Below are 26,919 nucleotides of genomic sequence, written 5' to 3'. Positions count from 1 at the left end.
CGGCGGGTCAGGAAGGCCAGGGACTCGCTTATGGACAAGTGTTATCGCATCGGGGTGGTGTGAGCAGGACGCGTCGTTTAAGGATGAACAGGTCAGGAGACCGACAGGAATAGTTGTCATGGATGAGCAGGGAGCATCATAAAAAGTAGCTGGATGGCTGCGAAACGAACCGGGGGCACTGTTTAACAGTGCCCCCTTTTTTTGTTTCGCGATAACTAGTGTTATCCTGCGCGGCAGATTTCAGGTCGATCACTTTTTTCAATTGAGGTTTCCATGACACTCCACGATAGCGTGCGTGAACAGCTGAATAGCATTGAAGCGCTACTACGTCATCACGATCGCTGGCAGATGACGGCGCCTGACGACAGTGTTTTCACCAGTACGCAGCCTTTTTTCATGGACACGCTGGAGCCGCTTGAGTGGCTACAGTGGGTGCTGATCCCGCGTCTTGGTGCGCTGGTGGAAAGCGGTCAGCCTCTGCCACAGCCTTTTGCGGTGGCGCCGTATTTTGAAGTGGCGCTGGATGCCGGCCATCCCCTGCGTGATAAAATCGTCAACCAGCTTCAGCAACTCGACGCTTTTTTTACAGATGAGAATGCCTGATGCTGGAGATCATCTATCAGGACCAGTGGCTGGTTGCGGTGAATAAGCCTTCCGGCTGGCTGGTGCATCGTAGCTGGCTGGATCGCGATGAAAAAGTGGTCGTTATGCAGACCGTCCGCGATCAGATAGGCCAGCATGTTTTCACCGCCCATCGTCTGGATCGACCCACTTCCGGCGTGCTGCTGATGGGCCTTTCCAGCGAGGCTGGACGGCGGTTGTCTCAGCAGTTCGAGCAGCACCATATTCAGAAACGCTACCACGCCATTGTGCGCGGCTGGCTGACGGAAGACGCTGTGCTGGATTATCCGCTGGTTGAAGAGCTGGATAAGATTGCTGATAAGTTTGCCCGCGAAAACCGGGATCCGCAACCGGCGGTTACCCGCTATCGGGGCCTTGCGACTACTGAGCTCCCTATCGCCACGGGCCGCTACCCGACCACGCGCTATTCGCTGGTTGAACTGGAGCCAGAAACCGGACGCAAACATCAGTTACGCCGCCATCTTTCCCATTTGCGGCATCCGATCATTGGTGATAGTAAGCATGGTGATTTGCGCCAGAACCGCAGTGCGGCAGAGCATTTTGGCTGTCAGCGTCTGATGCTTCACGCCAGCCAGCTTACGCTCACGCATCCTTTCACCGGCGAACCGCTGATCCTGCGCGCCGGGCTGGATCCGGTGTGGATGGATGCCCTGACCCATTTTGGCTGGCGTACGCTTCTCCCCGAGAATGAAAGGGTTGAGTTTATGGCCGATCCCGACCAGGATAGACCTGACGCATAATCAGGGAGTTAACAATGGCAACGATCGGAATTTTTGTCGGCACCATGTACGGCAACGCGCTGCTGGTGGCAGAAGAAGCTGAAACCATCCTCAACGAGCAGGGGCACAGCGCACGCGTATTTGAAGATCCGCAGTTGGCTGACTGGCAGCCCTATCAACAAGGATATGCGCTGGTCGTGACATCCACCACCGGACAGGGCGATCTGCCGGACAGCATTATGCCGCTGTATCAGGATATTCACGATAAACTCGGTCATCAGCCTGACCTTCATTACGGCGTTATTGCACTGGGTGATAGTGCCTATACCCATTTCTGCGGCGGTGGACAAAAGTTTGATCTGCTGCTTCAGGAACAGGGCGCGCAGCGTGTTGGCGAAGTGCTGATGATCGATGCCAGTGAAGATCCGGAGCCGGAAACGGTATCCAGTCCCTGGGTGGAACTATGGGGGACGTTGCTTAAATAAGGTGTCGCTCTCCTGTTAGTGGGGGAGCGTTTGTATCCGGCCACTGTTACCCATAGCCTCTTGCAAAATAAGCGCGTTACCATGACGTCAAGAGAGCTGTTTCACACTCCTGAAAGCCCGCTCTGTCTTACCTCTGCTTTGTCCTGCCGATTTTCATTTCCGTGAAGTAACGCCCACTGGTTTGTGCTAAAGCCACAAATCCCTTTTTGAACCCTGATGAATGCTGTGCTCTTGCACGGTGAGAGGCGGATGCCGTCTTCATATACTTTTTTGGCATGACAAAAAAGACGCAGTAAGCCGGGCATAAAAACTGCGAAAACATAAACACGTCATTCTGATTACCCTACGACTGTGCTGTTCAGAATGAACGTAGCGACAGGCTATGATTCAGGAGTGCAACAATGAGTTCATTAAGCAATACGGTGGGCGGCGCTGAAAAGCGCACTAACGCTCGCTACTGGATAGTGGTGATGCTGTTTATCGTCACCTCCTTTAACTACGGTGACCGTGCCACACTCTCAATCGCCGGTTCTGAGATGGCGAAAGAGATCGGGCTTGATCCGATCGGTATGGGATACGTCTTCTCTGCTTTTTCGTGGGCCTACGTGATCGGTCAGATCCCTGGCGGCTGGCTGCTCGACCGCTTCGGCTCTAAACGGGTCTATTTCTGGTCAATTCTGATTTGGTCTTTCTTTACGCTGCTGCAAGGCTTCGTTGATATCTTCAGCGGCTTCGGCGTCATCATGGCGTTGTTTGCGCTGCGCTTTCTGGTCGGCCTGGCTGAGGCACCGTCGTTTCCCGGAAACAGTCGTATTGTCGCGGCATGGTTCCCGGCGCAAGAGAGGGGAACCGCGGTCGCCATTTTTAACTCCGCGCAATATTTCGCTACCGTTATTTTTGCGCCCATTATGGGTTGGTTAACCCATGAAGTGGGCTGGTCGCACGTTTTCTTCTTTATGGGCGGACTGGGTATCATCCTCAGCTTTATCTGGTTAAAAGTGATTCATGAGCCAAACGAACACCCTGGCGTGAATAAAAAAGAGCTGGAGTATATTGCTGAAGGCGGCGGCCTGATCAATATGGACCAAAAGGGCAGTAAGCAAAAAGTGCCGATGAGCGTCAAGATGGCCCAGATCAAACAACTGGTTGGCTCACGCATGATGCTCGGTATTTACCTCGGTCAGTACTGTATTAATGCCTTAACCTACTTCTTTATCACCTGGTTTCCGGTCTATCTGGTGCAGGCACGCGGCATGTCCATCCTGAAAGCGGGCTTTGTCGCGTCGGTTCCGGCTATCTGCGGTTTTATTGGTGGAGTACTGGGCGGTGTTATTTCCGACTGGCTGATGCGCCGCACCGGGTCGCTTAATATCGCCCGCAAAACGCCGATTGTCCTCGGGATGCTGCTGTCGATGGTGATGGTGTTCTGTAACTACGTTGAGGCTGAGTGGATGATTATCGGCTTCATGGCGATGGCGTTCTTCGGTAAAGGCATTGGTGCGCTGGGTTGGGCCGTTATGGCCGATACCGCACCGAAAGAAATCAGCGGTCTCTCCGGCGGGCTGTTCAATATGTTCGGCAATATCTCCGGTATCGTTACGCCTATTGCCATCGGCTATATCGTTGGCACCACCGGCTCCTTTAATGGCGCGCTGATTTATGTCGGTATCCACGCTTTAGTGGCAATACTGAGCTATCTGGTACTGGTCGGTGATATCAAACGTGTTGAACTGAAACCTGTGACAGGAAAGTAATAATGACAACGCAATCAAGTCCAATAGTCACTGATATGAAGGTCATTCCGGTGGCCGGTCATGACAGCATGCTGCTGAATATTGGCGGTGCGCATAATGCTTACTTTACCCGTAATATCGTGGTGCTCACGGACAACGCCGGTCATACCGGCGTTGGGGAGGCACCTGGCGGTGAAGTGATCCTGAAAACGCTGACCGACGCCATTCCGATGGTTGTCGGTCAGGAGGTTGCACGTCTGAATCAGGTCGTGCAACGCGTTCATAAAGGGAATCAGGCTGCTGATTTTGATACCTTCGGTAAAGGCGCATGGACGTTTGAACTGCGGGTCAACGCAGTGGCGGCCCTTGAAGCTGCACTGCTGGATCTGCTGGGTAAAACGCTCAATGTACCGGTCTGTGAGCTGCTTGGACCGGGAAAACAGCGGGATGCGGTTACGGTTCTCGGTTATCTGTTCTACGTTGGCGACCGTACCAAAACCGACCTGCCTTATCTGGAAACCACGCCGGGAAGCCACGACTGGTATCACCTGCGTCACCAGGAGGCATTGACCCACGATGCGGTGGTGCGTCTGGCGGAAGCGTCACAGGATCGCTATGGTTTCAAAGACTTTAAACTCAAAGGCGGTGTTTTGCCGGGCGAGCAGGAAATTGAAACAGTTCGCGCGCTGAAAAAACGCTTTCCGCAGGCGCGGATCACGGTTGATCCCAACGGCGCGTGGCTGCTGGATGAGGCCATCGCATTGTGCAAAGGGCTAAATGATGTGCTGACCTACGCGGAAGATCCGTGCGGTGCAGAGCAGGGCTTCTCAGGGCGCGAAGTGATGGCCGAATTCCGGCGCGCCACTGGCCTGCCGGTTGCCACTAACATGATCGCCACCAACTGGCGTGAAATGGGGCACGCGGTAATGCTTAACGCGGTGGATATTCCGCTGGCCGACCCTCATTTCTGGACGCTCTCAGGCGCGGTGCGCGTGGCACAACTGTGTGATGACTGGGGCTTAACCTGGGGTTGCCACTCCAATAACCACTTTGATATTTCGCTGGCGATGTTTACTCACGTCGGTGCAGCCGCGCCGGGTACCCCTACCGCCATTGATACTCACTGGATTTGGCAGGAGGGCGATTGCCGCCTGACTAAAAATCCGCTGGAAATAAAAGACGGCAAAATTGCCGTACCGGATGCGCCAGGACTTGGCGTAGAGCTTGACTGGGATCGGATACAAAAAGCGCATGAGGCGTATAAAACGCTGCCAGGGGGCGCACGTAATGATGCAGGCCCGATGCAATATCTGATCCCCGGCTGGACATTTGACCGTAAACGTCCTGTTTTCGGCCGTCACTGATTAAAAAAGGATGAAATAATGACAACGCAGACTTCTACGCCTGTTGTGACTACTATGCAGGTGATCCCGGTAGCCGGTCACGACAGTATGTTAATGAACCTGAGCGGCGCGCACGCACCGTTCTTTACTCGTAATATCGTTATTATCAAAGACAACTCAGGTCATACCGGGGTGGGCGAAATTCCCGGCGGCGAAAAAATCCGCCAGACGCTGGAAGAGGCGGCTCAACTGGTGGTCGGTAAAACGCTGGGTGAGTATAAAAATATCTTAACTGCAGTGCGCAATAACTTTGCCGACCGTGATTCAGGCGGCCGCGGATTGCAGACGTTTGACCTGCGTACCACCATCCACGTGGTGACCGGCATTGAAGCCGCGCTGCTCGATTTGCTGGGTCAGCACCTGGGTGTGAACGTGGCATCACTGCTGGGCGATGGCCAACAGCGTAGCGAAGTAGAAATGCTCGGTTATCTGTTCTTTGTCGGCGATCGTAAAGCCACGCCGCTGCCTTATCAGAGTCAGCCAGATGAGTCGTGTGACTGGTATCGTCTGCGTCATGACGAAGCGATGACCCCGGATGCGGTGGTACGTCTGGCCGAAGCGGCATATGAGAAATACGGCTTTAACGATTTTAAACTCAAAGGCGGCGTGCTGGCGGGTGAAGAAGAAGCAGAATCAATCGTTGCGCTGGCAAAACGTTTCCCTGAGGCTCGCGTAACCCTCGATCCGAACGGCGCATGGCCGCTGGATGAAGCGATTAAAATCGGTAAATACCTCAAAGGATCGCTGGCCTATGCAGAAGATCCGTGTGGCGCAGAGCAGGGCTTCTCCGGACGTGAAGTAATGGCCGAATTCCGCCGCGCTACCGGGCTGCCAACCGCCACCAATATGATCGCTACCGACTGGCGTCAGATGGGGCACACGCTCTCCCTGCAATCAGTTGATATTCCGCTGGCCGATCCGCACTTCTGGACCATGCAGGGCTCGGTGCGCGTCGCACAAATGTGTCACGAATTCGGCCTGACCTGGGGTTCACACTCGAATAACCATTTTGATATCTCACTGGCGATGTTCACCCATGTTGCGGCGGCGGCACCGGGCAAAATCACGGCAATTGATACCCACTGGATTTGGCAGGAAGGGAATCAGCGTTTGACCAGACAACCGTTTGAAATCAAAGGTGGGATGGTTCAGGTGCCATCGACGCCAGGGCTGGGCGTTGAACTGGACATGGATCAGGTGATGAAAGCCAACGAACTGTATCAGAAGCATGGTCTGGGCGCGCGCGACGATGCAATGGGAATGCAGTATCTGATCCCGAACTGGACGTTTAACAATAAACGGCCGTGCATGGTACGTTAACCGAACCAGGGTCAATCCCGGCGATTGGCCCTTTTGCTGGCCGCGGCGTAATCCAGACTTTATGTAAAAGGATTTTTTATGAAAATAGTTATCGCACCGGATTCTTACAAAGAAAGCCTGAGCGCTTTGCAGGTTGCCACCGCGATAGAACAGGGTTTTCGTGAAATCTATCCTGATGCACAGTACGTTAAATTACCAATGGCGGATGGGGGTGAAGGCACCGTTGAAGCCATGGTCGCGGCGACTGGCGGCCGAAGAATAGAGGTTGACGTCACCGGTCCGCTTGGTGAGCCGGTGAACAGTTTTTATGGTATTTCCGGTGACGAACAGTGCGCGTTTATTGAGATGGCGGCGGCAAGCGGCCTTGAACGGGTTCCCTGTGCAAAACGTAATCCACTTAAAACCACGACCTGGGGTACTGGTGAACTGATCCGCCACGCGCTGGATAACGGTGCCAGACACTTTATTATCGGTATTGGCGGCAGCGCCACCAATGACGGCGGAGCAGGAATGGTCCAGGCGCTGGGCGCGAAACTCCTCGATAAACATGGTAACCCTATCGTTCCTGGCGGCGGCGGGCTGGAAACGCTGGCGCAGATTGATATCAGCGAACTGGATGCCCGTCTGGCTGAATGTCGTATCGAGGTTGCCTGCGATGTCACCAATACGCTAACGGGTGAAAACGGCGCGTCAGCCATATTTGGCCCACAAAAAGGGGCGAACAAGGAGATGATCGCCCGGCTGGACAGCGCGCTGGAGCACTATGCGCAACTCATTGCCCGCGATTTACATATCGACGTTCTTGATCTGAAAGGGGGCGGCGCAGCCGGGGGAATGGGCGTTGCGCTATATGCGTTTTGCAATGCCCGCCTGCGTCAGGGTATTGAAATTGTCACCGATGCGCTGAAGCTGGATGAGCAGGTAGCCGATGCCGATCTGGTTATAACCGGTGAAGGCCGCATCGACAGCCAGACTATCCACGGTAAAGTGCCGGTTGGCGTCGCCCGCATAGCCAAACGTTATCATAAACCGGTTATCGGTATTGCCGGCAGTCTTACCGCCGATGTCGGCGTGGTACACCAACACGGGCTTGATGCGGTATTCAGCGTGATTTATAACATTTGTACCCTTGAAGACGCGCTAACGAGCGCCAACGACAATGTGCGTATGAGCGCGCGTAATATCGCCGCCGTCTTCAAAGCCGGACAGCGTACCGCATAACGTCACGGGCCGAGCAACGCCGCTGCCCTTTTTCAGCCCTACGCTTTAGCCAGAATTTTTTTAGCTTCCCGGCTGACGTTATCCATTTCATCCAGCAGCTCCAGCAGTTCAGGTTCCAGTTCCGCTGCGGGTATACCGCTACGTAACTGCTGTTCAATTAACTGACATAAATTTTTCAGGCACGGCACTCCGCTATAGCCGCAGCTTCCGTGCAGTTTATGGATAATATCCATTAGCTGCATCTCTTCTCCAGCCAGCTGACGATTCACGTGCTGGCGAACCTCCTGAAGAAACTGAACCAGCATTTCCAGCATTTCACGAGCGAGATCGGTTTTACCCGCGGCCTGACGTAGTGCCAGCTGCCAGTCCAGCGTGGCATTCTGATTCACCGGTATCCGGCCTTCTACGGGTGTGGTCACTGCAACGGTTAACCCGGGCTGATAGCGCAGCAACAATTGATACAATCGATCTTCTTCAATGGGCTTCGCCAGATAGTCGTTCATTCCGGCACTCAACAATTTTTTTCGCTGACCAGCCATAGCGTGTGCCGTCACTGCAATAATCGGCGTTTGCTGCTGGTGAGGCAGCTGCCGAATCAGCTCACAGGCGCGAATACCGTCCATTTCCGGCATCTGAATATCCATCAGGATCACATCGAAGGGCATACCTTTCGCCAGATTTACCGCGTGCTGTCCGCTGTCGCAAAGCTCCACGTGGGTGACCACATCGTCCAGCAGGGCACCGATCAGTTTGAGGTTAGCGGGATTGTCATCCACGGCCATCACCGACATCGGCAATTTAGGATTTTCGCCAACCGGCGCAGGCGCATGTTTAAAACGACCGTATCCCAGCAGGGCGGGTAACAGGCGGATCTGGGTGAGAGGTTTCAGCAGGCAGGCCGCGGCACCGTCCTGTTTTAGCGTTTCGGCATTAACCTGCGCATGGCAGGGCAGAGCCAGAATCAGATAATCAGTCATACTGCGCGCGTGGGCCAGTTTGTCATGATGCATACTCAGCTCACGTACGGAAACCGGCATTCCGGCCAGCAGGATATCGTAATGATCTTCCGGCAGGCTGGCGAGGGTTGGACTGTAGATCACCTCCAGCGGTGTGGTCGAGAGCAGGTCCATTGTGGATTGGGCCGCAGTGACGTTGGCTTCGATATAGGCCAGACGTTTACCGACCAGGCAATGCGTTAACGGCGCTTCGGAAATCACGTTAGGATTGAGATCCAGACTGACGTGGAACCAGAAGGTCGATCCGCGATTGGGCTGACTGTGGAAAGAAATGTCGCCGCCCATCTCATTCACCAGCCGCTGGGTGATCGCCAGCCCCAGCCCGGTCCCGCCGTGGCGACGGGAGATGCTGGCATCGGCCTGGCGAAATGCCTGAAACAGCCGCGACTGATCGGCTTCCGGAATACCGATGCCGGTATCGCGGATCTGGATCTCCAGCTGGACGTTAGTGTTACTGAGCGCACGTTTATCAACAACCACATCAATATTGCCGTGCTCGGTAAATTTAATCGCATTGCCCAGCAGATTAGTAATGACCTGCTGTAAACGAAGCGGATCGCCAATAACGTTATCCGGAACATCGTTTTTAATCGTCAGCGTCAGTTCCAGGCCTTTATCGTGCGCAGAATGAGCCAGCAGGGTAATAACGTCATCCAGCAGATTGCGCAGCGGAAAAGGAATACTTTCCAGCAGCAATTTACCCGCTTCCAGTTTAGAGAAGTCGAGGACATCATTGATAATAGTCAGCAGGTTATTCGCTGAACGCTCGATAGTATTGAGATGATCGCGCTGGGTTGAATTCAGCTCGGTTTTAAGCGTCAGGCGTGTAAAACCAATTACGCCGTTGAGCGGGGTACGCAGCTCGTGCGACATATTGGCAAGAAACTCAGACTTGATGCGTGCTGCTTCCTGAGCGCGTTTCTTGGCAAGACCCAGCTCAACATTCTGGATCTCCATCTGCTCGAGCGTCTCGCGCAGATCGGACGTCGCCTGATCGACATTATGCTGCATCTCTTCGTGATAAGCCGCCAGCGACATCGCCATTGAGTTAATGCCATTTTTCAGCATATCCAGCTCGCCCAGCATAAAGCCCTCAACGCGGCTGTCCAGTTGCCCACGCCGGATGCGGTCTACCGTATTCACCATATTGCGTATCGGACTGGTCACATCACGCATTAATCGCCAGCCAAATACCAGGGCGATACCGATGCAAAACAGCATCATCATGCTGGAGATAAAAATCTCTTTATACTGTTGAAGACGTACCGACTTAAGATCCAGCTCCAGTGCGACATAACCCAGCATATTGTTGGATGTCTTCGCATCTGAAATAGCCGATTCGTCAGGCGAATAACTCTCCGTGAGGATCGGCGTACGCAGGATCATGATGTCGCCGTGGCGCATTACGCTCAGGGTGCGCGGTATAGGCTCGCCTTTACGCAGGCGCAGTCTGTCAGGATCCAGATGATAATTTGAGGTGACAAACAGTTTATTATTTTCATCATAAACGGAAATTGCCCGCACAATGTCGGAATGGCGGCGGTGTAACAGGCTAATCAGTTGACCAATAGATTCATGATTTTGCAGGTTCATGCCGTACTCGCTGGAAACCGCCAGAGGCTCAATGATGCTGGCACCGGCATCTTCCAGCTGACTCTGTAAGTCGTTATAGCGATGTACAACAAAGAAGACACTGAGCAGCAAACCGATCAGGACGGTAGGGGCCAGGATCAAAATCATCATGCGAGCGCGCAGGCTGTAGTTGGTCATGGAGTTCCGTTATGGGACAATTAGCGTCATTATGTTTGATTGAGAAAAATCTCTACGATGGCACAATTCTACTCTGCAAAACGACGTGTGACGACGCGTCAGATCATAACAGTGACGGTAAATGACCTCGATGCCTTTGGTCAGGGCGTAGCACGCCATAACGGTAAGCTGCTATTTATTCCGGGATTATTACCAAATGAGCGCGCGGAAGTCGTCATTACCGAGGATAAAAAACAGTATTCTCTTGCCCAGGTAAAACGTCGTCTCAGCGACAGCAATCAGCGGGTCACGCCGCGCTGCCCCCATTTTGGCGTATGCGGCGGCTGCCAGCAGCAGCATGTAAGCATTGCCCTCCAGCAGAGCAGCAAGCGGGCTGCCCTTGCCAGGCTGATGAAACGCGACGTCGATACCGTTATTGCCGGAGAACCCTGGGGATACCGGCGTCGTGCGCGCCTGAGCCTCAATTACCAACCCAAAACCCAGCACCTGCAAATGGGATTTCGTCAGGCACATGCCAGCGATATCGTCGATATCGGGCAATGCCCCGTTTTGACGCCCCGTCTTGACGCGTTACTGCCGAAAATTCGGCAATGCCTCTCCAGCCTGAAATCAGTACGCCGGCTCGGGCATGTGGAACTGGTACTTGCCGACAACGGGCCGCTGATGGTATTGCGCCATACGGCAGCACTTTCTGACGATGATATCGAAAAACTGGAACGCTTTTCGCATTCTGAGGACCTTGCGCTGTACCTTGCGCCGCAAAGCGAGATACTTGAATCCGTAACAATTAAAGCGCCGTGGTATCAGTCAGACGGACTACGCTTAACGTTCAGTCCCCGCGACTTTATTCAGGTCAACGATCGGGTGAATCAGCAAATGGTGGCGGCCGCGCTTGAGTGGCTGGATCTCCAGCCTGACGATCGCGTGCTGGATCTGTTCTGCGGTATGGGCAACTTTACGTTACCGCTCGCCAGACGCGCGGCAAGTGTGGTCGGTGTGGAAGGCGTAGCGGCCCTGGTGGCGAAAGGACAGCAGAATGCAGCACAAAACAACTTGCATAATGTGACGTTTTTTCATGAAAATCTTGAAGAAGATGTTATGAAACAGCCGTGGGCGCAGCAGGGTTTTGATAAAATACTGCTCGATCCAGCCCGCGCCGGTGCGCCGGGCGTTATGCAGCATATCATAAAGTTAGCGCCGCGCCGCGTAGTGTACGTGTCCTGCAATCCGGCGACGCTGGCGCGTGACAGTGAGGCGATGCTTAAGGCCGGTTACCAGATTCAGCGGCTGGCAATGCTGGACATGTTCCCGCACACTGGGCATCTGGAATCAATGGTGCTGTTTGAGCATCAATAAATAGCGTTGGCTTGTCGAATTCGGCAGGCCCGGTCCCTGAAAGGAGAGGACGATGGTTGCGGTAAGAAGTTCACATATGAATAAAGAGGGTGAGTTTGACCCGAAAAAATGGATCGCCAGTCTGGGAATTTCCAGCCAGCAGTCGTGTGAACGCTTAGCCGAAACCTGGGCCTACTGTCATCAACAAACGCAGGGGCATGCTGACGCACATCTCATTCTCTGGCGCGGCGTGGAGATGGTCGAGATCCTCTCTATGTTGAGTATGGACATTGATACCCTGCGCGCAGCGCTGCTGTTTCCGCTGGTAGATAACAACGTGGTCAGCGAAGAGACGTTGCAGGAAGCCGCCGGTAAATCGGTAGTCGTCCTGATCCACGGTGTGCGCGATATGGCGGCTATTCGCCAGCTGAAGGCCACGCATAACGACTCCGTCTCCTCTGAACAGGTCGACAACGTTCGTCGGATGCTGCTGGCAATGGTCGATGATTTCCGCTGCGTTGTTATCAAGCTGGCGGAGCGGGTCGCGCATCTGCGTGATGTCAAAGACGCGCCGGAAGACGAGCGCGTGTTGGCTGCCAAAGAGTGCACCAATATTTACGCGCCGCTGGCTAACCGTCTGGGGATCGGCCAGTTGAAATGGGAGCTGGAAGACTACTGCTTCCGCTATCTGCACCCGGAAGAGTACAAACGCATCGCGAAGCTGCTGCACGAGCGCCGTCTCGACCGCGAGCAGTACATCGACGAGTTTGTGGGGCACCTGCGCGCTGAGATTAAAACCGAAGGCGTTAAAGCCGAAGTGTACGGACGGCCCAAGCACATCTACAGCATCTTCCGCAAAATGCAGAAAAAGCACCTTACTTTCGACGAGCTGTTTGACGTGCGGGCGGTGCGTATCGTGGCCGAACGTTTACAGGACTGTTATGCGGCGCTGGGTATTGTCCATACGCACTATCGTCATCTGCCCGATGAATTCGACGACTACGTGGCGAACCCGAAACCTAACGGCTATCAGTCTATCCATACCGTGGTATTAGGCCCGGGCGGGAAAACCGTTGAGATCCAGATCCGTACCAAACAAATGCATGAAGACGCGGAGCTGGGCGTTGCCGCGCACTGGAAATACAAAGAAGGCACCGTGGCAGGCGGCGCACGCTCCGGGCATGAAGACCGTATCGCCTGGCTGCGTAAGCTAATTGCCTGGCAGGAGGAGATGGCCGACTCTGGCGAACTGCTTGATGAAGTTCGCAGCCAGGTGTTTGACGATCGCGTCTACGTCTTTACGCCAAAAGGTGATGTGGTTGACCTGCCGGCAGGCTCTACGCCGCTGGATTTTGCCTACCACATCCACAGCGATGTAGGACACCGCTGCATCGGGGCAAAAATTAGCGGTCGCATTGTGCCTTTCACCTATCAGTTGCAAATGGGCGATCAGATTGAAATCATCACCCAGAAACAGCCGAACCCAAGTCGCGACTGGTTAAACCCAAATCTGGGCTACATTACGACCAGCCGTGGGCGGGCTAAGGTTCATAACTGGTTCCGTAAGCAGGATCGGGATAAAAACATTCTCGCCGGACGCCAGATCCTCGATGATGAGCTGACGCATCTGGGTATCAGCCTGAAAGAGGCTGAGAAAACCTTACTGTCGCGCTACAACTTTAACGAGATTGACGAGCTGCTGGCGGCCATTGGCGGCGGCGATATCCGTCTCAATCAGATGGTGAACTTCTTACAGGCGCAGTTTAATAAGCCAAGCGCGGCAGAGCAGGATGCGGCAGCGCTGAAGCAGCTTCAGCAAAAAACCTATACGCCACCGAGCCGCAGCAGCAAAGACAGTGGCCGGGTCGTGGTCGAGGGTGTGGGTAATTTAATGCACCATATTGCTCGCTGCTGCCAGCCGATCCCGGGCGATGAAATTGTTGGCTTTATTACTCAGGGGCGCGGTATTTCCGTTCACCGGGCCGACTGCGATCAGCTGGAAGAACTGCGTAATCATGCGCCGGAACGTATTGTCGATGCCGTGTGGGGGGAGACCTACTCTGCTGGCTATTCACTGGTGGTTCGGGTTACCGCCAACGATCGCAGCGGCCTGCTGCGCGACATCACCACCATTCTGGCAAACGAAAAAGTAAATGTACTGGGCGTTGCCAGCCGCAGCGATACCAGACAGCAGCTGGCCAATATTGATATGACCATCGAAATCTACAATCTGCAGGTGCTCGGGCGGGTGCTCAGTAAACTCAACCAGGTGCCGGATGTGATAGATGCGCGGCGACTGCACGGAAATTAACACTATACGACAGGCCGGACTCTGCTCCGGCCTCATTTTGCCCGATCCCGCTGTATTTATCGGGCCTCTATTTCCAGGATATGACAATGACTCAAATTGACCGCCTGCTCGGCATTATGCAGCGCCTGCGCGACCCGGAAACCGGCTGTCCGTGGGATAAAGAGCAGACCTTTGCCACCATTGCACCGTACACGCTGGAAGAAACTTACGAAGTGCTGGATGCCATTTCGCGTGAGGATTTTGACGATCTGCGCGGTGAACTGGGCGACCTGCTCTTTCAGGTCGTGTTTTATGCGCAAATGGCGCAGGAAGAGGGACGCTTTGATTTTAATGATATTTGTGCAGCCATTAGCGACAAACTTGAACGTCGTCATCCGCATATTTTTGCGCAAGCGACGGCGGGAAGCAGTACCGATGTACTGGCGCGCTGGGAACAGATCAAACGTACTGAGCGGGCGCAGAAAGCACAGCATTCGGCGCTGGACGATATTCCACACAGCTTTCCGGCGCTGATGCGGGCGCAAAAAATTCAGAAGCGCTGTTCAGGCGTGGGCTTTGACTGGACCTCGCTGGGTCCGGTTGTGGATAAAGTCCACGAAGAGATTGACGAAGTGATGGAAGAAGCGCACCAGGCCGTGGTCGATCAGGCCAGGGTAGAAGAAGAAATGGGCGATTTGCTGTTTGCAACGGTCAATCTTTCCCGCCATCTCGGTGTGAAAGCCGAGGTTGCCCTGCAAAAAGCTAACCTGAAATTTGAACGCCGTTTTCGCGAAGTTGAGCGCATTATTACCGCGCGTGGCCTCGAAATGACCGGCGTCGATCTCCAGACCATGGAAGAAGTCTGGCAGGAAGTAAAACGCCAGGAACATGATCTCTAACGATTTTCGCAGTCAAGCGCGATGTGTGTGATTTTTTAAATAACAAGCGCTTGATTTGCGTCAAAAACATTTCTTTGAAAATGTCTATTTTCTCACTCCTTACATCGTTGGGCATGGCTGAAGAGGGGGAAGAATGAAAGTTTGTGGCGCTCGTCATGTTCGGGTATACTACTTTCCCGTCCTGGTTATTCCATCGTCTTTTAAACCTAACTTCTCAGGTTCAGCATGACAACGAACTATATTTTTGTGACCGGCGGGGTTGTTTCCTCTCTGGGTAAAGGCATTGCCGCCGCCTCCCTCGCAGCCATTCTTGAAGCCCGTGGCCTTAACGTGACCATGATGAAGCTGGATCCGTATATCAACGTCGATCCGGGCACCATGAGTCCAATCCAGCATGGCGAAGTGTTCGTTACTGAAGACGGCGCTGAAACCGACCTGGATTTGGGTCACTACGAGCGTTTCATTCGTACCAAGATGAGCCGCCGCAACAACTTTACTACCGGCCGTATTTACTCCGACGTTCTGCGTAAAGAACGCCGTGGCGACTATCTGGGCGCAACCGTTCAGGTTATCCCGCATATCACTAATGCTATCAAAGAACGCGTGCTGGAAGGCGGCGAAGGGCATGATGTGGTGCTGGTCGAAATCGGTGGCACCGTCGGGGATATCGAATCCCTGCCATTCCTCGAAGCCATTCGCCAACTGGCGGTTGATATTGGTCGTGAACACGCGCTGTTTATGCACCTGACGCTGGTGCCATATATGGCCGCTGCCGGTGAAGTCAAAACTAAACCGACTCAGCACTCCGTGAAAGAACTGCTCTCTATCGGTATCCAGCCGGATATCCTGATCTGCCGTTCCGATCGTGCCGTTCCGGCCAACGAACGCGCGAAAATTGCTTTGTTCTGTAACGTTGCTGAAAAAGCGGTTATTTCTCTGAAAGATGTTGATTCAATTTATAAAATCCCGGGCCTGTTGAAATCACAGGGTCTGGACGATTATATTTGTAAACGATTCAGCCTGAACTGTCCGGAAGCAAACTTGTCAGAATGGGAACAGGTGCTCTATGAAGAGTCCAATCCGGCAGGTGAAGTAACGATTGGCATGGTCGGTAAGTACATTGAACTGCCGGATGCCTATAAATCTGTTATTGAAGCCCTGAAGCACGGTGGCCTGAAAAACCGCGTGACCGTTAACATCAAGCTGATTGACTCGCAGGATGTTGAAACGCGTGGAGTAGAAATCCTGAAAGGGCTTGATGCCATTCTTATCCCCGGTGGCTTTGGTTACCGTGGCGTAGAAGGGATGATCGCGACCGCCGGGTATGCGCGTGAGAACAACATCCCTTACCTGGGCATTTGCTTAGGCATGCAGGTGGCGCTGATTGAATTTGCCCGTAACGTGGTAGGCATGGATAACGCCAACTCAACGGAATTTGTGCCAGACTGTAAGTACCCGGTTGTGGCGCTGATCACCGAGTGGCGTGATGAAAACGGTAACGTTGAAGTGCGTTCTGAAAAGAGCGACCTGGGCGGTACAATGCGCGTTGGCGCACAGGCTTGCCAGCTCTCTGATGACAGCCTGGTTCGCAAGCTGTACGGCGCGTCGACCATTACCGAACGCCATCGCCATCGTTACGAAGTTAACAATATGCTGTTGAAACCGATTGAAGCTGCGGGTCTGCGCATCGCAGGCCGTTCCGGCGACGAGCAGTTAGTTGAAATCATTGAGGTGCCAAATCACCCATGGTTTGTCGCAGGTCAGTTCCACCCGGAATTTACTTCTACGCCGCGTGATGGGCATCCGCTGTTTGCAGGCTTCGTGAAAGCCGCCAGCGAGTACCAGAAGCGTCAGGTGAAGTAATAAAGTTAGAACGGCAACGCCCCACGTGGGGCGTTGTTTGTCTGGAGTTTTAGTTTAACTTGTACTGAGGAAAATCTAATGTCCAAAATCGTTAAAGTCATCGGTCGTGAAATCATCGACTCCCGTGGTAACCCGACTGTTGAAGCCGAAGTACACCTGGAAGGTGGTTTCGTAGGTATGGCAGCTGCTCCGTCAGGTGCTTCTACTGGTTCCCGCGAAGCGCTGGAACTGCGCGATGGCGACAAATCCCGTTTCATGGGTAAAGGCGTAACCAAAGCTGTTGGCGCGGTTAACGGCCCGATCGCTCAGGCTATCCTTGGCAAAGATGCTAAAGATCAGGCCGGCATCGACAAAATCATGATCGACCTGGACGGTACTGAAAACAAATCCAACTTCGGTGCTAACGCTATTCTGGCCGTATCTCTGGCTAACGCCAAAGCGGCAGCTGCTTCTAAAGGTCAGCCGCTGTACGAGCACATCGCTGAGCTGAACGGCACCCCGGGCAAATACTCTATGCCGGTTCCGATGATGAACATCATCAACGGTGGCGAGCACGCTGACAACAACGTCGACATCCAGGAATTTATGATTCAGCCGGTTGGCGCTAAATCCCTGAAAGAAGCCGTACGTATGGGTTCTGAAGTGTTCCACAACCTGGCTAAAGTTCTGAAAGCTAAAGGTATGAACACTGCAGTGGGTGACGAAGGCGGCTATGCGCCTAACCTGGGCTCTAACGCAGAAGCACTGGCAGTTATCGCTGAAGCTGTTAAAGCCGCTGGTTACGAGCTGGGCACCGACATCACTCTGGCGATGGACTGTGCAGCATCTGAGTTCTACAAAGACGGCAAATACGTCCTGGCTGGCGAAGGCAACAAAGCGTTCACCTCTGAAGAATTCACTCACTTCCTGGAAGACCTGACCAAACAGTACCCGATCGTATCTATCGAAGACGGTCTGGACGAATCTGACTGGGACGGTTTTGCATATCAGACCAAAGTTCTGGGCGACAAAATCCAGCTGGTTGGTGACGATCTGTTCGTAACCAACACCAAGATCCTGAAAGAAGGCATCGACAAAGGCATCGTTAACTCCATCCTGATCAAATTCAACCAGATCGGTTCTCTGACCGAAACGCTGGCTGCGATCAAAATGGCGAAAGACGCTGGCTATACCGCTGTTATCTCTCACCGTTCTGGCGAAACTGAAGACGCTACCATCGCCGACCTGGCTGTTGGTACCGCTGCAGGCCAGATCAAAACCGGTTCTATGAGCCGTTCTGATCGTGTTGCTAAATACAACCAGCTGATTCGTATCGAAGAAGCGCTGGGCGCGAAAGCACCTTACAACGGTCGTAAAGAGATCAAAGGCCAGGCATAATCCTGACTTTATTTAAATTTAAAATGCCAGCCTGCGGGCTGGCATTTTTTTTGCCTACAATAATCATGATTTAACATCATCATGCGCATCAGGTTTGCGCTGAGGGGAAAGGCACCCATCTTTACATTTCCCGCCACCGCCTCATCATTATCCGGGTTTCTGCGATCCTGCCGGGAATGAACAAGCCATAAGTAAGGATCCTGTGGTAAAAGCTTAAATTATTTTTCTGACAGGATAAATATTACGCTCCTGAAGAATACGCCAATCCTCAACTCCAGGAAATGACATATAATTAATAAATAATATGATGTGAATGTTTTTGTCATTAAATCATATATATATATATCTTCTATTTAGTCAAATCATGAGAATCTCATTTATATGTGATAAATCAAGGTGGTCTACTCAAGAAGTAAATTATTAAATCTTTTTTAATAAGCAGGATTGAATCCCCGGGAGGGCGGTGTTATTAATTTTTACGTAAATTAAAAACAACGCTGTTTACAAAATTCAGAAGGCTATAGGTGATATATTGCTTAGGCATTCTTAATGGCCAGTGGTAATCAAAATTAATTTTATGGATAAATAGGTGATGTATGTTTATATCAAAAAAAATGCGTTACTTTATGGTTCTTATGGAGAAGAGAAATTTCTCTCGGGCTGCTGAAGCGCTATGCATCACGCGATCGCCATTGAGTAAGATGATTAGCGAGATCGAACTTTTGCTGGCGGATAAGCTATTTATTCGTAAGCATAACGATTTAGAGCCAACATTTCTGGCGTGGGAAATGTATTATAAATGTAAACCGCTATACGATAAGCTTTTGACGCTTGAGAGCGACTACAGCAGGCATCGTGATGAATGCCTGCCAGAACTTTATTTTGATGTCACTGTTCCTGAAAATTTGTTTAAAACCTTAAAAATGATTTTAAGTTCGGAAGGGCTAAATATTTCCTGCAAGCGTGATTTGCTGTCATATGATGAAATTATTACATTAAAAGATATGCGCAGGAAATGGGTCATATCATTTCGGGATTTGGGTTCTTGTGCCGGGGTACATAAAGAGCAATGGGAGGGGGGAGAACTCGTACTTTTGCGCTCAGATGAGCAGTGTAAAGATCCTCGGCGCTTACCACCTATTTATATCTGGAAAGAAAATTACACTCAATTTCTTAAAGAGAGGTTTTTATATGCCATCGATGATGTCACAACCAATCTGGATTTCATCGAACATAACTATGACATACCGACGCTTTTTTATTTAGTGAGGACAGGGAAAGGAATGGCCCTTTCTTCGCGAAAACTTGCGACTATGTATAAATTGGATGGCGTTAGCATCCTGCCGTTGAAAAAACATCATCCCAAATGTTATCTCTATTCTAATCCGTCAAGTGAGTCGGATACGAGGTTAATGAGGTTTAAAAATTTACTTAATAAATTCGTATGATTTCATGTTGAATATATTATTATCTTGTAAGTTTAGCTATAACCGTGGTTGCCGTTGTCTGTAGTATTTTTTTTATTCTTTAAAACATATGGCCAGAATCATGAGTATCCCTCAACAGGCTATCAGGGTTGTTCTATCTTCTTTTCGGTAAAAAAATGTATCCCTGTTGGGACAAAATGACATTATCAAGAGTCGTCATATCCATCATCATTACAGGGCCGGGACCGTTATGGCATTACAGAGCGCGAATCGCACATGATCGTTGGGCCATGATCTGCGATAATTAGAGTTTAGAAGCTAACACGAGATGACTATGCAGTACCCGATAAATGAGATGTTCCAGACCCTTCAGGGTGAAGGTTACTTTACCGGCGTTCCCGCCATTTTTATTCGTTTGCAGGGATGCCCGGTTGGCTGTGCCTGGTGCGATACCAAACACACCTGGGATAAGCTTGCCGATCGGGAAATCTCGCTTTACAGCATCCTGGCGAAAACCAAAGAGAGCGACAAGTGGGGCGCTGCCAGTAGCGAAGACTTGCTGGCGGTTATTGAACGTCAGGGCTATACCGCGCGCCACGTGGTGATCACCGGCGGTGAGCCGTGCATTCACGATCTTCTGCCGCTGACCATGCTGCTGGAGAAAAATGGTTTCAGCTGTCAGATTGAAACCAGCGGTACGCATGAAATCCGCTGCACGCCAAATACCTGGGTAACCGTATCGCCGAAAGTGAATATGCGTGGCGGATACGACGTTCTGGAGCAGGCGCTTCAGCGCGCGGAAGAAATTAAACATCCGGTAGGGCGCGTACGCGATATCGAAGCGCTGGATGAACTGCTTGCGGTGCTGAATGATGATAAACCGCGCGTCATCGCGCTTCAGCCTATTAGTCAGAAAGAAGATGCTACCCGTTTGTGCATTGAGACCTGTATTGCCCGCAACTGGCGATTATCGATGCAAACGCATAAATATCTTAATATTGCCTGATAGATCAATAATCAATCCCGTTCTTTATTGTTAACTATCCCGGCCGCGTAATAGTCGCCGGGATATCGCGCCGTTCAGGCACCTCGTCTGACAATCTCCTTCCTGGTTCTGATGTTTACGATTAAGCACCTGCCGATCGCTTTTTATTTTAAATGAAGCAGAAAAAGGTAGAGTACGTCCCATTTCAGGAAGAGAATTGTTTTGCTGCGGTAAGTCCGGAATTAATATTTTCGATGATTTTATTTTTATGTTTAAAATCATGGCGTTATCGAGTTTTTAACGGCTTCGTGGTGTGGTGATTATGTTGTCAGTGTGTTGGTGAATTGCGCTTGTGATAAAAAGGTCTATTGAAACAAATACATAGGCTTAGAGTGTTCCCCACGCGAGCGGGGATAAACCTGCTTCTAAGCCAACATCCTGGCTGTCTGTGCCGTGTTCCCCACGCGAGCGGGGATAAACCGATCGCCCTTACCTTGCGTTAACGCTCCGTCCAGTGTTCCCCACGCGAGCGGGGATAAACCTGTAGGATAGGTGGGAGGCTTTGAAGCGTGGACGTGTTCCCCACGCGAGCGGGGATAAACCGGCCGCTGAAATGACGTCGGTTCATGAAGGTTACGTGTTCCCCACGCGAGCGGGGATAAACCGCCATTTGGCTTGCACGACCATACTATTGGTGAGTGTTCCCCACGCGAGCGGGGATAAACCGTGTTTTCAATCAACTCAGCTGAATCAGTGGAAGTGTTCCCCACGCGAGCGGGGATAAACCGCACCGAGGCGACGCCGTGGAAGCTGGCACGCCGTGTTCCCCACGCGAGCGGGGATAAACCGCTCAACGAGCTGCGCAAGGCGTCCGGTCGCGAGTGTTCCCCACGCGAGCGGGGATAAACCGCAAAACCTGCCGCACCCGCTAACGATTCCATAGTGTTCCCCACGCGAGCGGGGATAAACCGGCGTTCAAATCCAGTACGGCCTGAAAGATGCTGTGTTCCCCACGCGAGCGGGGATAAACCGGCGCGTCAAAAGAAGCCTCGCTACCGGTGGTGGTGTTCCCCACGCGAGCGGGGATAAACCGGGTGTCTGGCTTAACTGCACCGTAACGCAAGCGTGTTCCCCACGCGAGCGGGGATAAACCGGCGAACTGACTATTTTTCGCAACTGTCGGGAGGTGTTCCCCACGCGAGCGGGGATAAACCGCGCGGTGAGCCGTCGGAAGGAATGCTGTGCTCGTGTTCCCCACGCGAGCGGGGATAAACCGAGGGTGAAGAAAGTGTCACTAATTTGGTGACAGTGTTCCCCACGCGAGCGGGGATAAACCGAATGAGAAAGAAATCGCAGCAATGAGCGTACGCGTGTTCCCCACGCGAGCGGGGATAAACCGCTCATGACGGGTTAAAAACTCCTGAACCTGATGTGTTCCCCACGCGAGCGGGGATAAACCGAAATTAAGATAGTAGTGGATGGGGCAACCGTGGTGTTCCCCACGCGAGCGGGGATAAACCGGAAATGGGCGCTGCCGAAGACATCAGCACCTGGTGTTCCCCACGCGAGCGGGGATAAACCGTCCGGCGTCATTTCCGGGATGCAAGAGGATGAGTGTTCCCCACGCGAGCGGGGATAAACCGGCGTGATATAGCCGAATTCGACAGGGCAGCAGGTGTTCCCCACGCGAGCGGGGATAAACCGTTGAAAAACAAACCCCTCACCTAACGTGGGATGTGTTCCCCACGCGAGCGGGGATAAACCGTCCCTGAGGAGCAATACGCTGCAATGTGGGAGGTGTTCCCCACGCGAGCGGGGATAAACCGGACCAGAACGGCGGCGAGACATGGGAAATCCAGTGTTCCCCACGCGAGCGGGGATAAACCGGTTGCGGCGATCTGGTTTTCGTTAAGCTCCTGGTGTTCCCCACGCGAGCGGGGATAAACCGCGGTTTATTTGATGCGTACCCTGCCAGCTGGGGTGTTCCCCGCGCGAGCGGGGATAAACCGATAGAGCAAAGGGCGAAGCTGAATTACGTGGCGTGTTCCCCGCGCGAGCGGGGATAAACCGATACCGGGAAAATCAGGGAAAGACTTTCTTCAGACAGGCGACATTACTGTCGCCGGTTACATTCAATTGCGGCAAGACACTCCGCGCCTCTTTCCCTGCGTAAGTCGCCGGATTCCGCTACTCTCCGCGATAAACGCAGCCTGCCGTACAGGTTTCTTTGATCATTACCGCACTCAGCAGCGGAACAACAGGTTTCACCTGATCCCAGATCCATTTGGACAGCACTTCGCTGGTCGGATTTTCCAGACCGGGGATGTCGTTCAGATAGTAGTGATCCAGACGATCATAGGTGGGCTTAAATGCCGCTTTAAGTTCGGCGAAATCGATAATCCATCCGGTATGGGGATCGACTTCACCGGTGATTTCAAGACGCACCATAAAGGAGTGTCCGTGCAGGCGACCACATTTATGGCCCTGCGGAACGTGAGGCAGATGGTGAGCGGCTTCAAAGATGAAGTCTTTAAACAACGTGGTGGACATGGTGAACTCTCAGGCTTACGAAAAACCGCCGCATAGTACCGGAAAGTACAATTTTTATCATCTGTTTAAACTGTGCAGGCTGTGCGCTATAGCGCGTGTGACAGATGTTCAATTATTTTACTCTTCAAATCAAAGGGTTGTTTAACCTGTTTTACCGTTAATAACTATCGGGAAATCAGGTTAGTTTATTTGGTTATTTATTATTTCCATCCCTTCTTTAATTGTTATTATCCAGGTCGTTAACCTTACATTCTCTTCTGTTTTTACTGAAAACAGCTTTGCTACTGGAACATGACGACGCATGACGATACAGGTCCCACCTTCCGCATTGCTTCCGCTAAACCCGGAGCAGCTGGCGCGCCTTCAGGCGGCCACCACTGATTTAACGCCAACCCAGCTTGCCTGGGTTTCCGGCTATTTTTGGGGGGTGCTCAATCAGCAGCCCGGCGCTGCTGTGGCAACGCCTGCTCCGGTAGCAGAAACTACCACCATTACCTTGCTCTCGGCCTCGCAAACCGGGAATGCCCGGCGCGTGGCTGAAGCGCTGCGCGATGACTTACTGGCAGCAAAACTCAATGTCAATCTGGTTAACGCGGGCGACTATAAATTCAAACAAATTGCCGCTGAAAAACTGTTGGTTGTCATTGCGTCCACGCAGGGTGAGGGAGAGCCGCCGGAAGAAGCTGTCGCGCTTCACAAGTTCCTCGCTTCTAAAAAAGCACCTAAGCTGGACAGTACCGCCTTTGCGGTGTTCGGCCTTGGCGACACGTCTTATGAATTTTTCTGCCAGTGTGCGAAAGATTTTGATGCGAAGCTGGCGGAGCTGGGCGGCGAGCGCCTGCTGGATCGCGTAGATTCTGACGTCGAGTATCAACATGCTGCTGCCGAATGGCGCGCGCGCGTCGTTGAAGTGCTTAAATCCCGCGTGCCGAAAGAGACGCCAGCTCAGGCAGCCGTCACCGCATCGGGTGTAGTTAATGAGGTTCATACCAGCCCCTATACCAAAGAAGCGCCGCTGGTGGCGTCACTGCTGGTAAATCAAAAAATTACCGGTCGTAACTCAGAAAAAGATGTTCGCCATATTGAGATCGATCTTGGCGATTCCGGCCTGCGCTATCAGCCGGGCGATGCGCTGGGCGTGTGGTATCAGAACGATCCCGCGCTGGTTAATGAACTGATCGACCTGTTATGGCTCAAGGCCGACCAGCCGGTCACCGTCGAGAGCAAAACGCTGACCCTGGCGGAGGCGTTACAGTGGCATTTTGAATTGACGGTCAATACTGCCAATATTGTTGAAAATTATGCCACTCTCGCCCGCAGCGAAACGCTGCTACCGCTGGCAGGTGATAAAACTCAGCTTCAGCATTACGCCGCCACGACGCCGATTGTTGATATGGTGCGTTTTTCTCCGGCTCAGCTTGATGCCGAAACATTGCTTGATTTACTGCGTCCGCTAACGCCGCGCCTGTATTCCATCGCTTCCGCACAAGCCGAAGCGGAAAGCGAAGTGCATGTTACTGTTGGTGTCGTACGCTATGATATAGAAGGGCGTGCGCGTGCTGGCGGTGCCTCCAGCTTCCTGGCCGATCGTCTTGAAGAAGAAGACGAAGTCCGCATCTTTATTGAGCACAACGACAACTTCCGCCTGCCTGCCAGCCCTGACACGCCGGTCATTATGATTGGTCCCGGCACCGGTATTGCGCCTTTCCGCGCCTTTATGCAGCAGCGCGCGGCCGAGGGTGCATCGGGTAAAAACTGGCTGTTCTTTGGCAACCCGCATTTTACTGAAGATTTTCTCTACCAGGTGGAATGGCAGCGCTACGTTAAAGAGGGCGTACTCAGCCGTATCGACCTGGCCTGGTCTCGTGACCAACAACAAAAAGTTTACGTACAAGACAAACTGCGCGAACAGGGCGCAGAACTGTGGCGCTGGATCAATGACGGCGCTCATATTTATGTCTGCGGTGACGCCAATCGTATGGCGAAAGACGTTGAGCAGGCATTGCTGGATGTGATTGCAGAATTCGGCGGCATGGACCTCGAATCGGCAGATGAATTTTTAAGTGAGCTGCGCGTTGAGCGCCGTTATCAGCGAGATGTCTACTAATGAGCGAAAAATATCCCGGACCCCTGGTGGTCGAAGGTAAACTGACGGATGCCGAGCGCATGAAGGTAGAGAGCAACTATCTGCGCGGCACCATTGCTGAAGACTTAAACGACGGTCTTACCGGCGGTTTTAACGGTGACAACTTTCTGCTGATCCGTTTCCACGGTATGTATCAGCAGGACGATCGCGACATTCGTGCCGAGCGCGCGGAACAAAAGCTGGAGCCGCGTCATGCCATGCTGCTGCGCTGTCGCCTGCCGGGGGGCGTTATTACGCCCACGCAGTGGCAGGCAATTGATAAGTTTGCTCATGATAACACGATCTACGGCAGCATTCGTCTGACCAACCGTCAGACCTTTCAGTTTCACGGTATCCTGAAGAAGAACGTGAAGCCGGTGCACCAGATGCTGCATTCAGTCGGGCTGGATGCGCTGGCGACCGCCAACGACATGAACCGTAACGTGCTCTGTACGTCCAATCCGTACGAGTCTGAGCTGCATGCTGAAGCTTATGAGTGGGCGAAGACGATCTCTGAACATCTGCTGCCGCGCACCCGCGCCTATGCAGAGATCTGGCTCGATCAGAAAAAAGTGGCGACCACCGACGAAGAGCCGATCCTCGGGCAGACCTATCTGCCGCGTAAGTTTAAAACCACCGTGGTGATCCCGCCGCAAAATGATATCGATCTGCATGCCAATGATATGAACTTCGTGGCCGTGGCAGAAAACGGTAAGCTGGTGGGCTTTAACCTGCTGGTTGGCGGTGGCCTCTCTATTGAACATGGCAATAAAAAAACTTACGCCCGCACGGCAAGTGAATTTGGATATTTGCCGCTGGAGCATACCCTGGCGGTAGCGGAAGCGGTGGTAACTACCCAGCGCGACTGGGGCAATCGTACCGACCGTAAAAACGCAAAAACCAAATACACGCTGGAGCGCGTGGGCGTTGAGACGTTTAAAGCGGAAGTGGAGCGCCGTGCAGGGATCACATTCGAGCCAATCCGTCCGTATGAGTTCACCGGACGTGGCGATCGTATTGGCTGGGTAAAAGGCATTGACGATAAATGGCACCTGACGCTGTTTATTGAAAACGGTCGCATCCTTGATTATCCCGGACGCCCGCTAAAAACGGGCCTGCTGGAGATCGCAAAGATCCATCAGGGCGAGTTCCGTATTACTGCTAACCAGAATCTGATCGTTGCCGGCGTGCCTGACAGCGAGAAAGCAAAGATTGAGGCACTGGCGCGCGATCACGGGCTAATGAACGCCGTGAAGCCGCAGCGTGAAAACTCAATGGCTTGCGTATCGTTCCCGACCTGTCCGCTGGCGATGGCGGAAGCCGAGCGCTTCCTGCCGTCGTTTACCGACAAAGTAGAAGCGATTCTGGAAAAAAATGGAATTCCTGAAGAGCATATCGTTATGCGCGTAACCGGTTGTCCGAACGGCTGCGGACGCGCCATGCTGGCGGAACTGGGTCTGGTGGGCAAAGCGCCGGGCCGTTACAACGTGCATCTTGGTGGTAACCGTATGGGAACACGCATTCCGCGCATGTACCGGGAAAACATTACTGAACCTGAGATCCTCGCCACTATTGACGAACTGGTCGGGCGATGGGCGAAAGAGCGTGAAGCGGATGAAGGATTCGGTGACTTTACGGTACGTACGGGCATTGTACGTCCGGTGCTCGATCCGGCACGAGATTTCTGGGAATAATCACCAGGCTGCTGCATGAACCTGATGCAGCCGCCTGTGACATTGCAAAATTGTTCAGGCCGGGT

The 26,919-nt window shown here is 52.7% G+C and carries 18 protein-coding genes and 1 CRISPR repeat array; of the genes, 16 read left to right on the top strand and 2 right to left on the bottom strand.

The features are described from left to right. Nucleotides 1–273: 273 nt before the first annotated feature. The 7 genes from AC791_RS00900 (at nt 274) to AC791_RS00870 (ending at nt 7,523) form a co-directional block, all read left to right on the top strand. The gene (locus tag AC791_RS00900; RefSeq protein ID WP_049838609.1) at nt 274–603 is read left to right on the top strand and encodes a YqcC family protein; all 330 of its coding nucleotides are present in this window, start codon (nt 274–276) and stop codon (nt 601–603) included. Then, a complete protein-coding gene (gene truC, locus AC791_RS00895; RefSeq protein WP_049838608.1) occupies nt 603–1,382 on the top strand; it encodes a tRNA pseudouridine(65) synthase TruC in 780 nt (259 codons plus the stop codon). Before AC791_RS00900 ends, truC begins: the two co-directional genes overlap by 1 nt. A 14-nt stretch (nt 1,383–1,396) precedes the next feature. Beyond that, nucleotides 1,397–1,846: a flavodoxin gene (locus tag AC791_RS00890; RefSeq protein WP_049838607.1), complete on the top strand. Its 450-nt coding sequence runs from the start codon at nt 1,397–1,399 to the stop codon at nt 1,844–1,846. Nucleotides 1,847–2,247: 401 nt separating this feature from the next. Next, nucleotides 2,248–3,600 (top strand): MFS transporter, encoded by a 1,353-nt coding sequence (locus tag AC791_RS00885; protein WP_049838606.1) that lies wholly within the window; start codon nt 2,248–2,250, stop codon nt 3,598–3,600. 2 nt (nt 3,601–3,602) lie between these two features. Then, a complete protein-coding gene (locus tag AC791_RS00880; RefSeq protein ID WP_049838605.1) occupies nt 3,603–4,943 on the top strand; it encodes an enolase C-terminal domain-like protein in 1,341 nt (446 codons plus the stop codon). Nucleotides 4,944–4,961: 18 nt separating this feature from the next. After that, a complete protein-coding gene (gene gudD / locus AC791_RS00875; RefSeq protein ID WP_049838604.1) occupies nt 4,962–6,302 on the top strand; it encodes a glucarate dehydratase in 1,341 nt (446 codons plus the stop codon). Between the two features lie 78 nt (nt 6,303–6,380). Continuing rightward, nucleotides 6,381–7,523: a glycerate kinase gene (locus AC791_RS00870; RefSeq protein WP_049838603.1), complete on the top strand. Its 1,143-nt coding sequence runs from the start codon at nt 6,381–6,383 to the stop codon at nt 7,521–7,523. 38 nt (nt 7,524–7,561) lie between these two features. Here the strand turns inward: AC791_RS00870 and barA are convergent, their stop codons facing one another. Next, nucleotides 7,562–10,309 (bottom strand): two-component sensor histidine kinase BarA, encoded by a 2,748-nt coding sequence (barA, locus tag AC791_RS00865; protein ID WP_049838602.1) that lies wholly within the window; start codon nt 10,307–10,309, stop codon nt 7,562–7,564. Nucleotides 10,310–10,366: 57 nt separating this feature from the next. Here barA and rlmD point away from each other — a divergent pair, with 57 nt between their 5' ends. The 7 genes from rlmD to queE all read left to right on the top strand — a co-directional run bounded on the left by rlmD (nt 10,367) and on the right by queE (nt 20,506). After that, nucleotides 10,367–11,665, top strand: coding sequence for a 23S rRNA (uracil(1939)-C(5))-methyltransferase RlmD (rlmD, locus tag AC791_RS00860; protein WP_049838601.1), 1,299 nt, complete (start codon nt 10,367–10,369; stop codon nt 11,663–11,665). A gap of 52 nt (nt 11,666–11,717) precedes the next feature. Beyond that, nucleotides 11,718–13,955, top strand: a complete 2,238-nt coding sequence (relA, locus tag AC791_RS00855; protein ID WP_049838600.1) for a GTP diphosphokinase — start codon at nt 11,718–11,720, stop codon at nt 13,953–13,955. 86 nt (nt 13,956–14,041) lie between these two features. Beyond that, complete coding sequence (mazG, locus tag AC791_RS00850; RefSeq protein ID WP_049838599.1) at nt 14,042–14,833, top strand: nucleoside triphosphate pyrophosphohydrolase; 792 nt, start codon at nt 14,042–14,044, stop codon at nt 14,831–14,833. A 225-nt stretch (nt 14,834–15,058) separates the two neighbouring features. Then, on the top strand, nt 15,059–16,696 hold the full coding sequence (gene pyrG / locus AC791_RS00845) for a glutamine hydrolyzing CTP synthase (protein WP_049838598.1): 1,638 nt from the start codon (nt 15,059–15,061) through the stop codon (nt 16,694–16,696). 78 nt (nt 16,697–16,774) lie between these two features. Beyond that, on the top strand, nt 16,775–18,073 hold the full coding sequence (gene eno, locus AC791_RS00840; protein ID WP_049838597.1) for a phosphopyruvate hydratase: 1,299 nt from the start codon (nt 16,775–16,777) through the stop codon (nt 18,071–18,073). Nucleotides 18,074–18,669: 596 nt separating this feature from the next. Then, complete coding sequence (locus AC791_RS00835; protein ID WP_049838596.1) at nt 18,670–19,521, top strand: LysR family transcriptional regulator; 852 nt, start codon at nt 18,670–18,672, stop codon at nt 19,519–19,521. A gap of 313 nt (nt 19,522–19,834) precedes the next feature. Continuing rightward, entirely contained in the window at nt 19,835–20,506 is a 672-nt protein-coding gene (gene queE, locus AC791_RS00830) for a 7-carboxy-7-deazaguanine synthase QueE (RefSeq protein ID WP_049838595.1), read from the top strand. Between the two features lie 371 nt (nt 20,507–20,877). Further along, nucleotides 20,878–22,555: a CRISPR direct-repeat array (repeat unit 29 nt; unit sequence GTGTTCCCCACGCGAGCGGGGATAAACCG). Between the two features lie 117 nt (nt 22,556–22,672). On the opposite strand, the gene queD is transcribed toward queE, so the two are convergent. Beyond that, on the bottom strand, nt 22,673–23,035 hold the full coding sequence (gene queD / locus AC791_RS00825; protein WP_049838594.1) for a 6-carboxytetrahydropterin synthase QueD: 363 nt from the start codon (nt 23,033–23,035) through the stop codon (nt 22,673–22,675). A gap of 301 nt (nt 23,036–23,336) precedes the next feature. Between queD and cysJ the strand changes: the two genes are divergently transcribed. Then, nucleotides 23,337–25,142 carry an NADPH-dependent assimilatory sulfite reductase flavoprotein subunit gene (gene cysJ, locus AC791_RS00820; protein WP_049838593.1) on the top strand — a complete coding sequence of 602 codons (1,806 nt, stop codon included), beginning with the start codon at nt 23,337–23,339 and terminating at the stop codon, nt 25,140–25,142. Next, nucleotides 25,142–26,854: an assimilatory sulfite reductase (NADPH) hemoprotein subunit gene (cysI, locus tag AC791_RS00815; RefSeq protein ID WP_049838592.1), complete on the top strand. Its 1,713-nt coding sequence runs from the start codon at nt 25,142–25,144 to the stop codon at nt 26,852–26,854. The genes cysJ and cysI overlap by 1 nt, the downstream gene beginning before the upstream one ends. The last annotated feature ends 65 nt before the right edge of the window (nt 26,855–26,919 follow it).

The sequence above is a fragment of the Klebsiella sp. RIT-PI-d genome (genome assembly GCF_001187865.1).
In the GTDB taxonomy this organism is placed as follows: Bacteria; Pseudomonadota; Gammaproteobacteria; order Enterobacterales; family Enterobacteriaceae; genus Superficieibacter.
The sequence above is the reverse complement of the archived record's forward strand: the minus strand, read 5'-3'. Positions and strand labels throughout refer to the sequence as shown.

What these genes read in the sequence shown, in the direction of transcription:
- AC791_RS00900 (WP_049838609.1), top strand. Translation starts at nt 274, where the DNA reads ATGACACTCCACGATAGCGTGCGTGAACAGCTGAATAGCATTGAAGCG.
- mazG (WP_049838599.1), top strand. Translation starts at nt 14,042, where the DNA reads ATGACTCAAATTGACCGCCTGCTCGGCATTATGCAGCGCCTGCGCGAC.
- pyrG (WP_049838598.1), top strand. Translation starts at nt 15,059, where the DNA reads ATGACAACGAACTATATTTTTGTGACCGGCGGGGTTGTTTCCTCTCTG.
- relA (WP_049838600.1), top strand. Translation starts at nt 11,718, where the DNA reads ATGGTTGCGGTAAGAAGTTCACATATGAATAAAGAGGGTGAGTTTGAC.
- cysI (WP_049838592.1), top strand. Translation starts at nt 25,142, where the DNA reads ATGAGCGAAAAATATCCCGGACCCCTGGTGGTCGAAGGTAAACTGACG.
- rlmD (WP_049838601.1), top strand. Translation starts at nt 10,367, where the DNA reads ATGGCACAATTCTACTCTGCAAAACGACGTGTGACGACGCGTCAGATC.
- AC791_RS00890 (WP_049838607.1), top strand. Translation starts at nt 1,397, where the DNA reads ATGGCAACGATCGGAATTTTTGTCGGCACCATGTACGGCAACGCGCTG.
- AC791_RS00885 (WP_049838606.1), top strand. Translation starts at nt 2,248, where the DNA reads ATGAGTTCATTAAGCAATACGGTGGGCGGCGCTGAAAAGCGCACTAAC.
- cysJ (WP_049838593.1), top strand. Translation starts at nt 23,337, where the DNA reads ATGACGATACAGGTCCCACCTTCCGCATTGCTTCCGCTAAACCCGGAG.
- truC (WP_049838608.1), top strand. Translation starts at nt 603, where the DNA reads ATGCTGGAGATCATCTATCAGGACCAGTGGCTGGTTGCGGTGAATAAG.
- AC791_RS00880 (WP_049838605.1), top strand. Translation starts at nt 3,603, where the DNA reads ATGACAACGCAATCAAGTCCAATAGTCACTGATATGAAGGTCATTCCG.
- gudD (WP_049838604.1), top strand. Translation starts at nt 4,962, where the DNA reads ATGACAACGCAGACTTCTACGCCTGTTGTGACTACTATGCAGGTGATC.
- queD (WP_049838594.1), bottom strand. Translation starts at nt 23,035, where the DNA reads ATGTCCACCACGTTGTTTAAAGACTTCATCTTTGAAGCCGCTCACCAT.
- AC791_RS00870 (WP_049838603.1), top strand. Translation starts at nt 6,381, where the DNA reads ATGAAAATAGTTATCGCACCGGATTCTTACAAAGAAAGCCTGAGCGCT.
- AC791_RS00835 (WP_049838596.1), top strand. Translation starts at nt 18,670, where the DNA reads ATGTTTATATCAAAAAAAATGCGTTACTTTATGGTTCTTATGGAGAAG.
- queE (WP_049838595.1), top strand. Translation starts at nt 19,835, where the DNA reads ATGCAGTACCCGATAAATGAGATGTTCCAGACCCTTCAGGGTGAAGGT.
- eno (WP_049838597.1), top strand. Translation starts at nt 16,775, where the DNA reads ATGTCCAAAATCGTTAAAGTCATCGGTCGTGAAATCATCGACTCCCGT.
- barA (WP_049838602.1), bottom strand. Translation starts at nt 10,309, where the DNA reads ATGACCAACTACAGCCTGCGCGCTCGCATGATGATTTTGATCCTGGCC.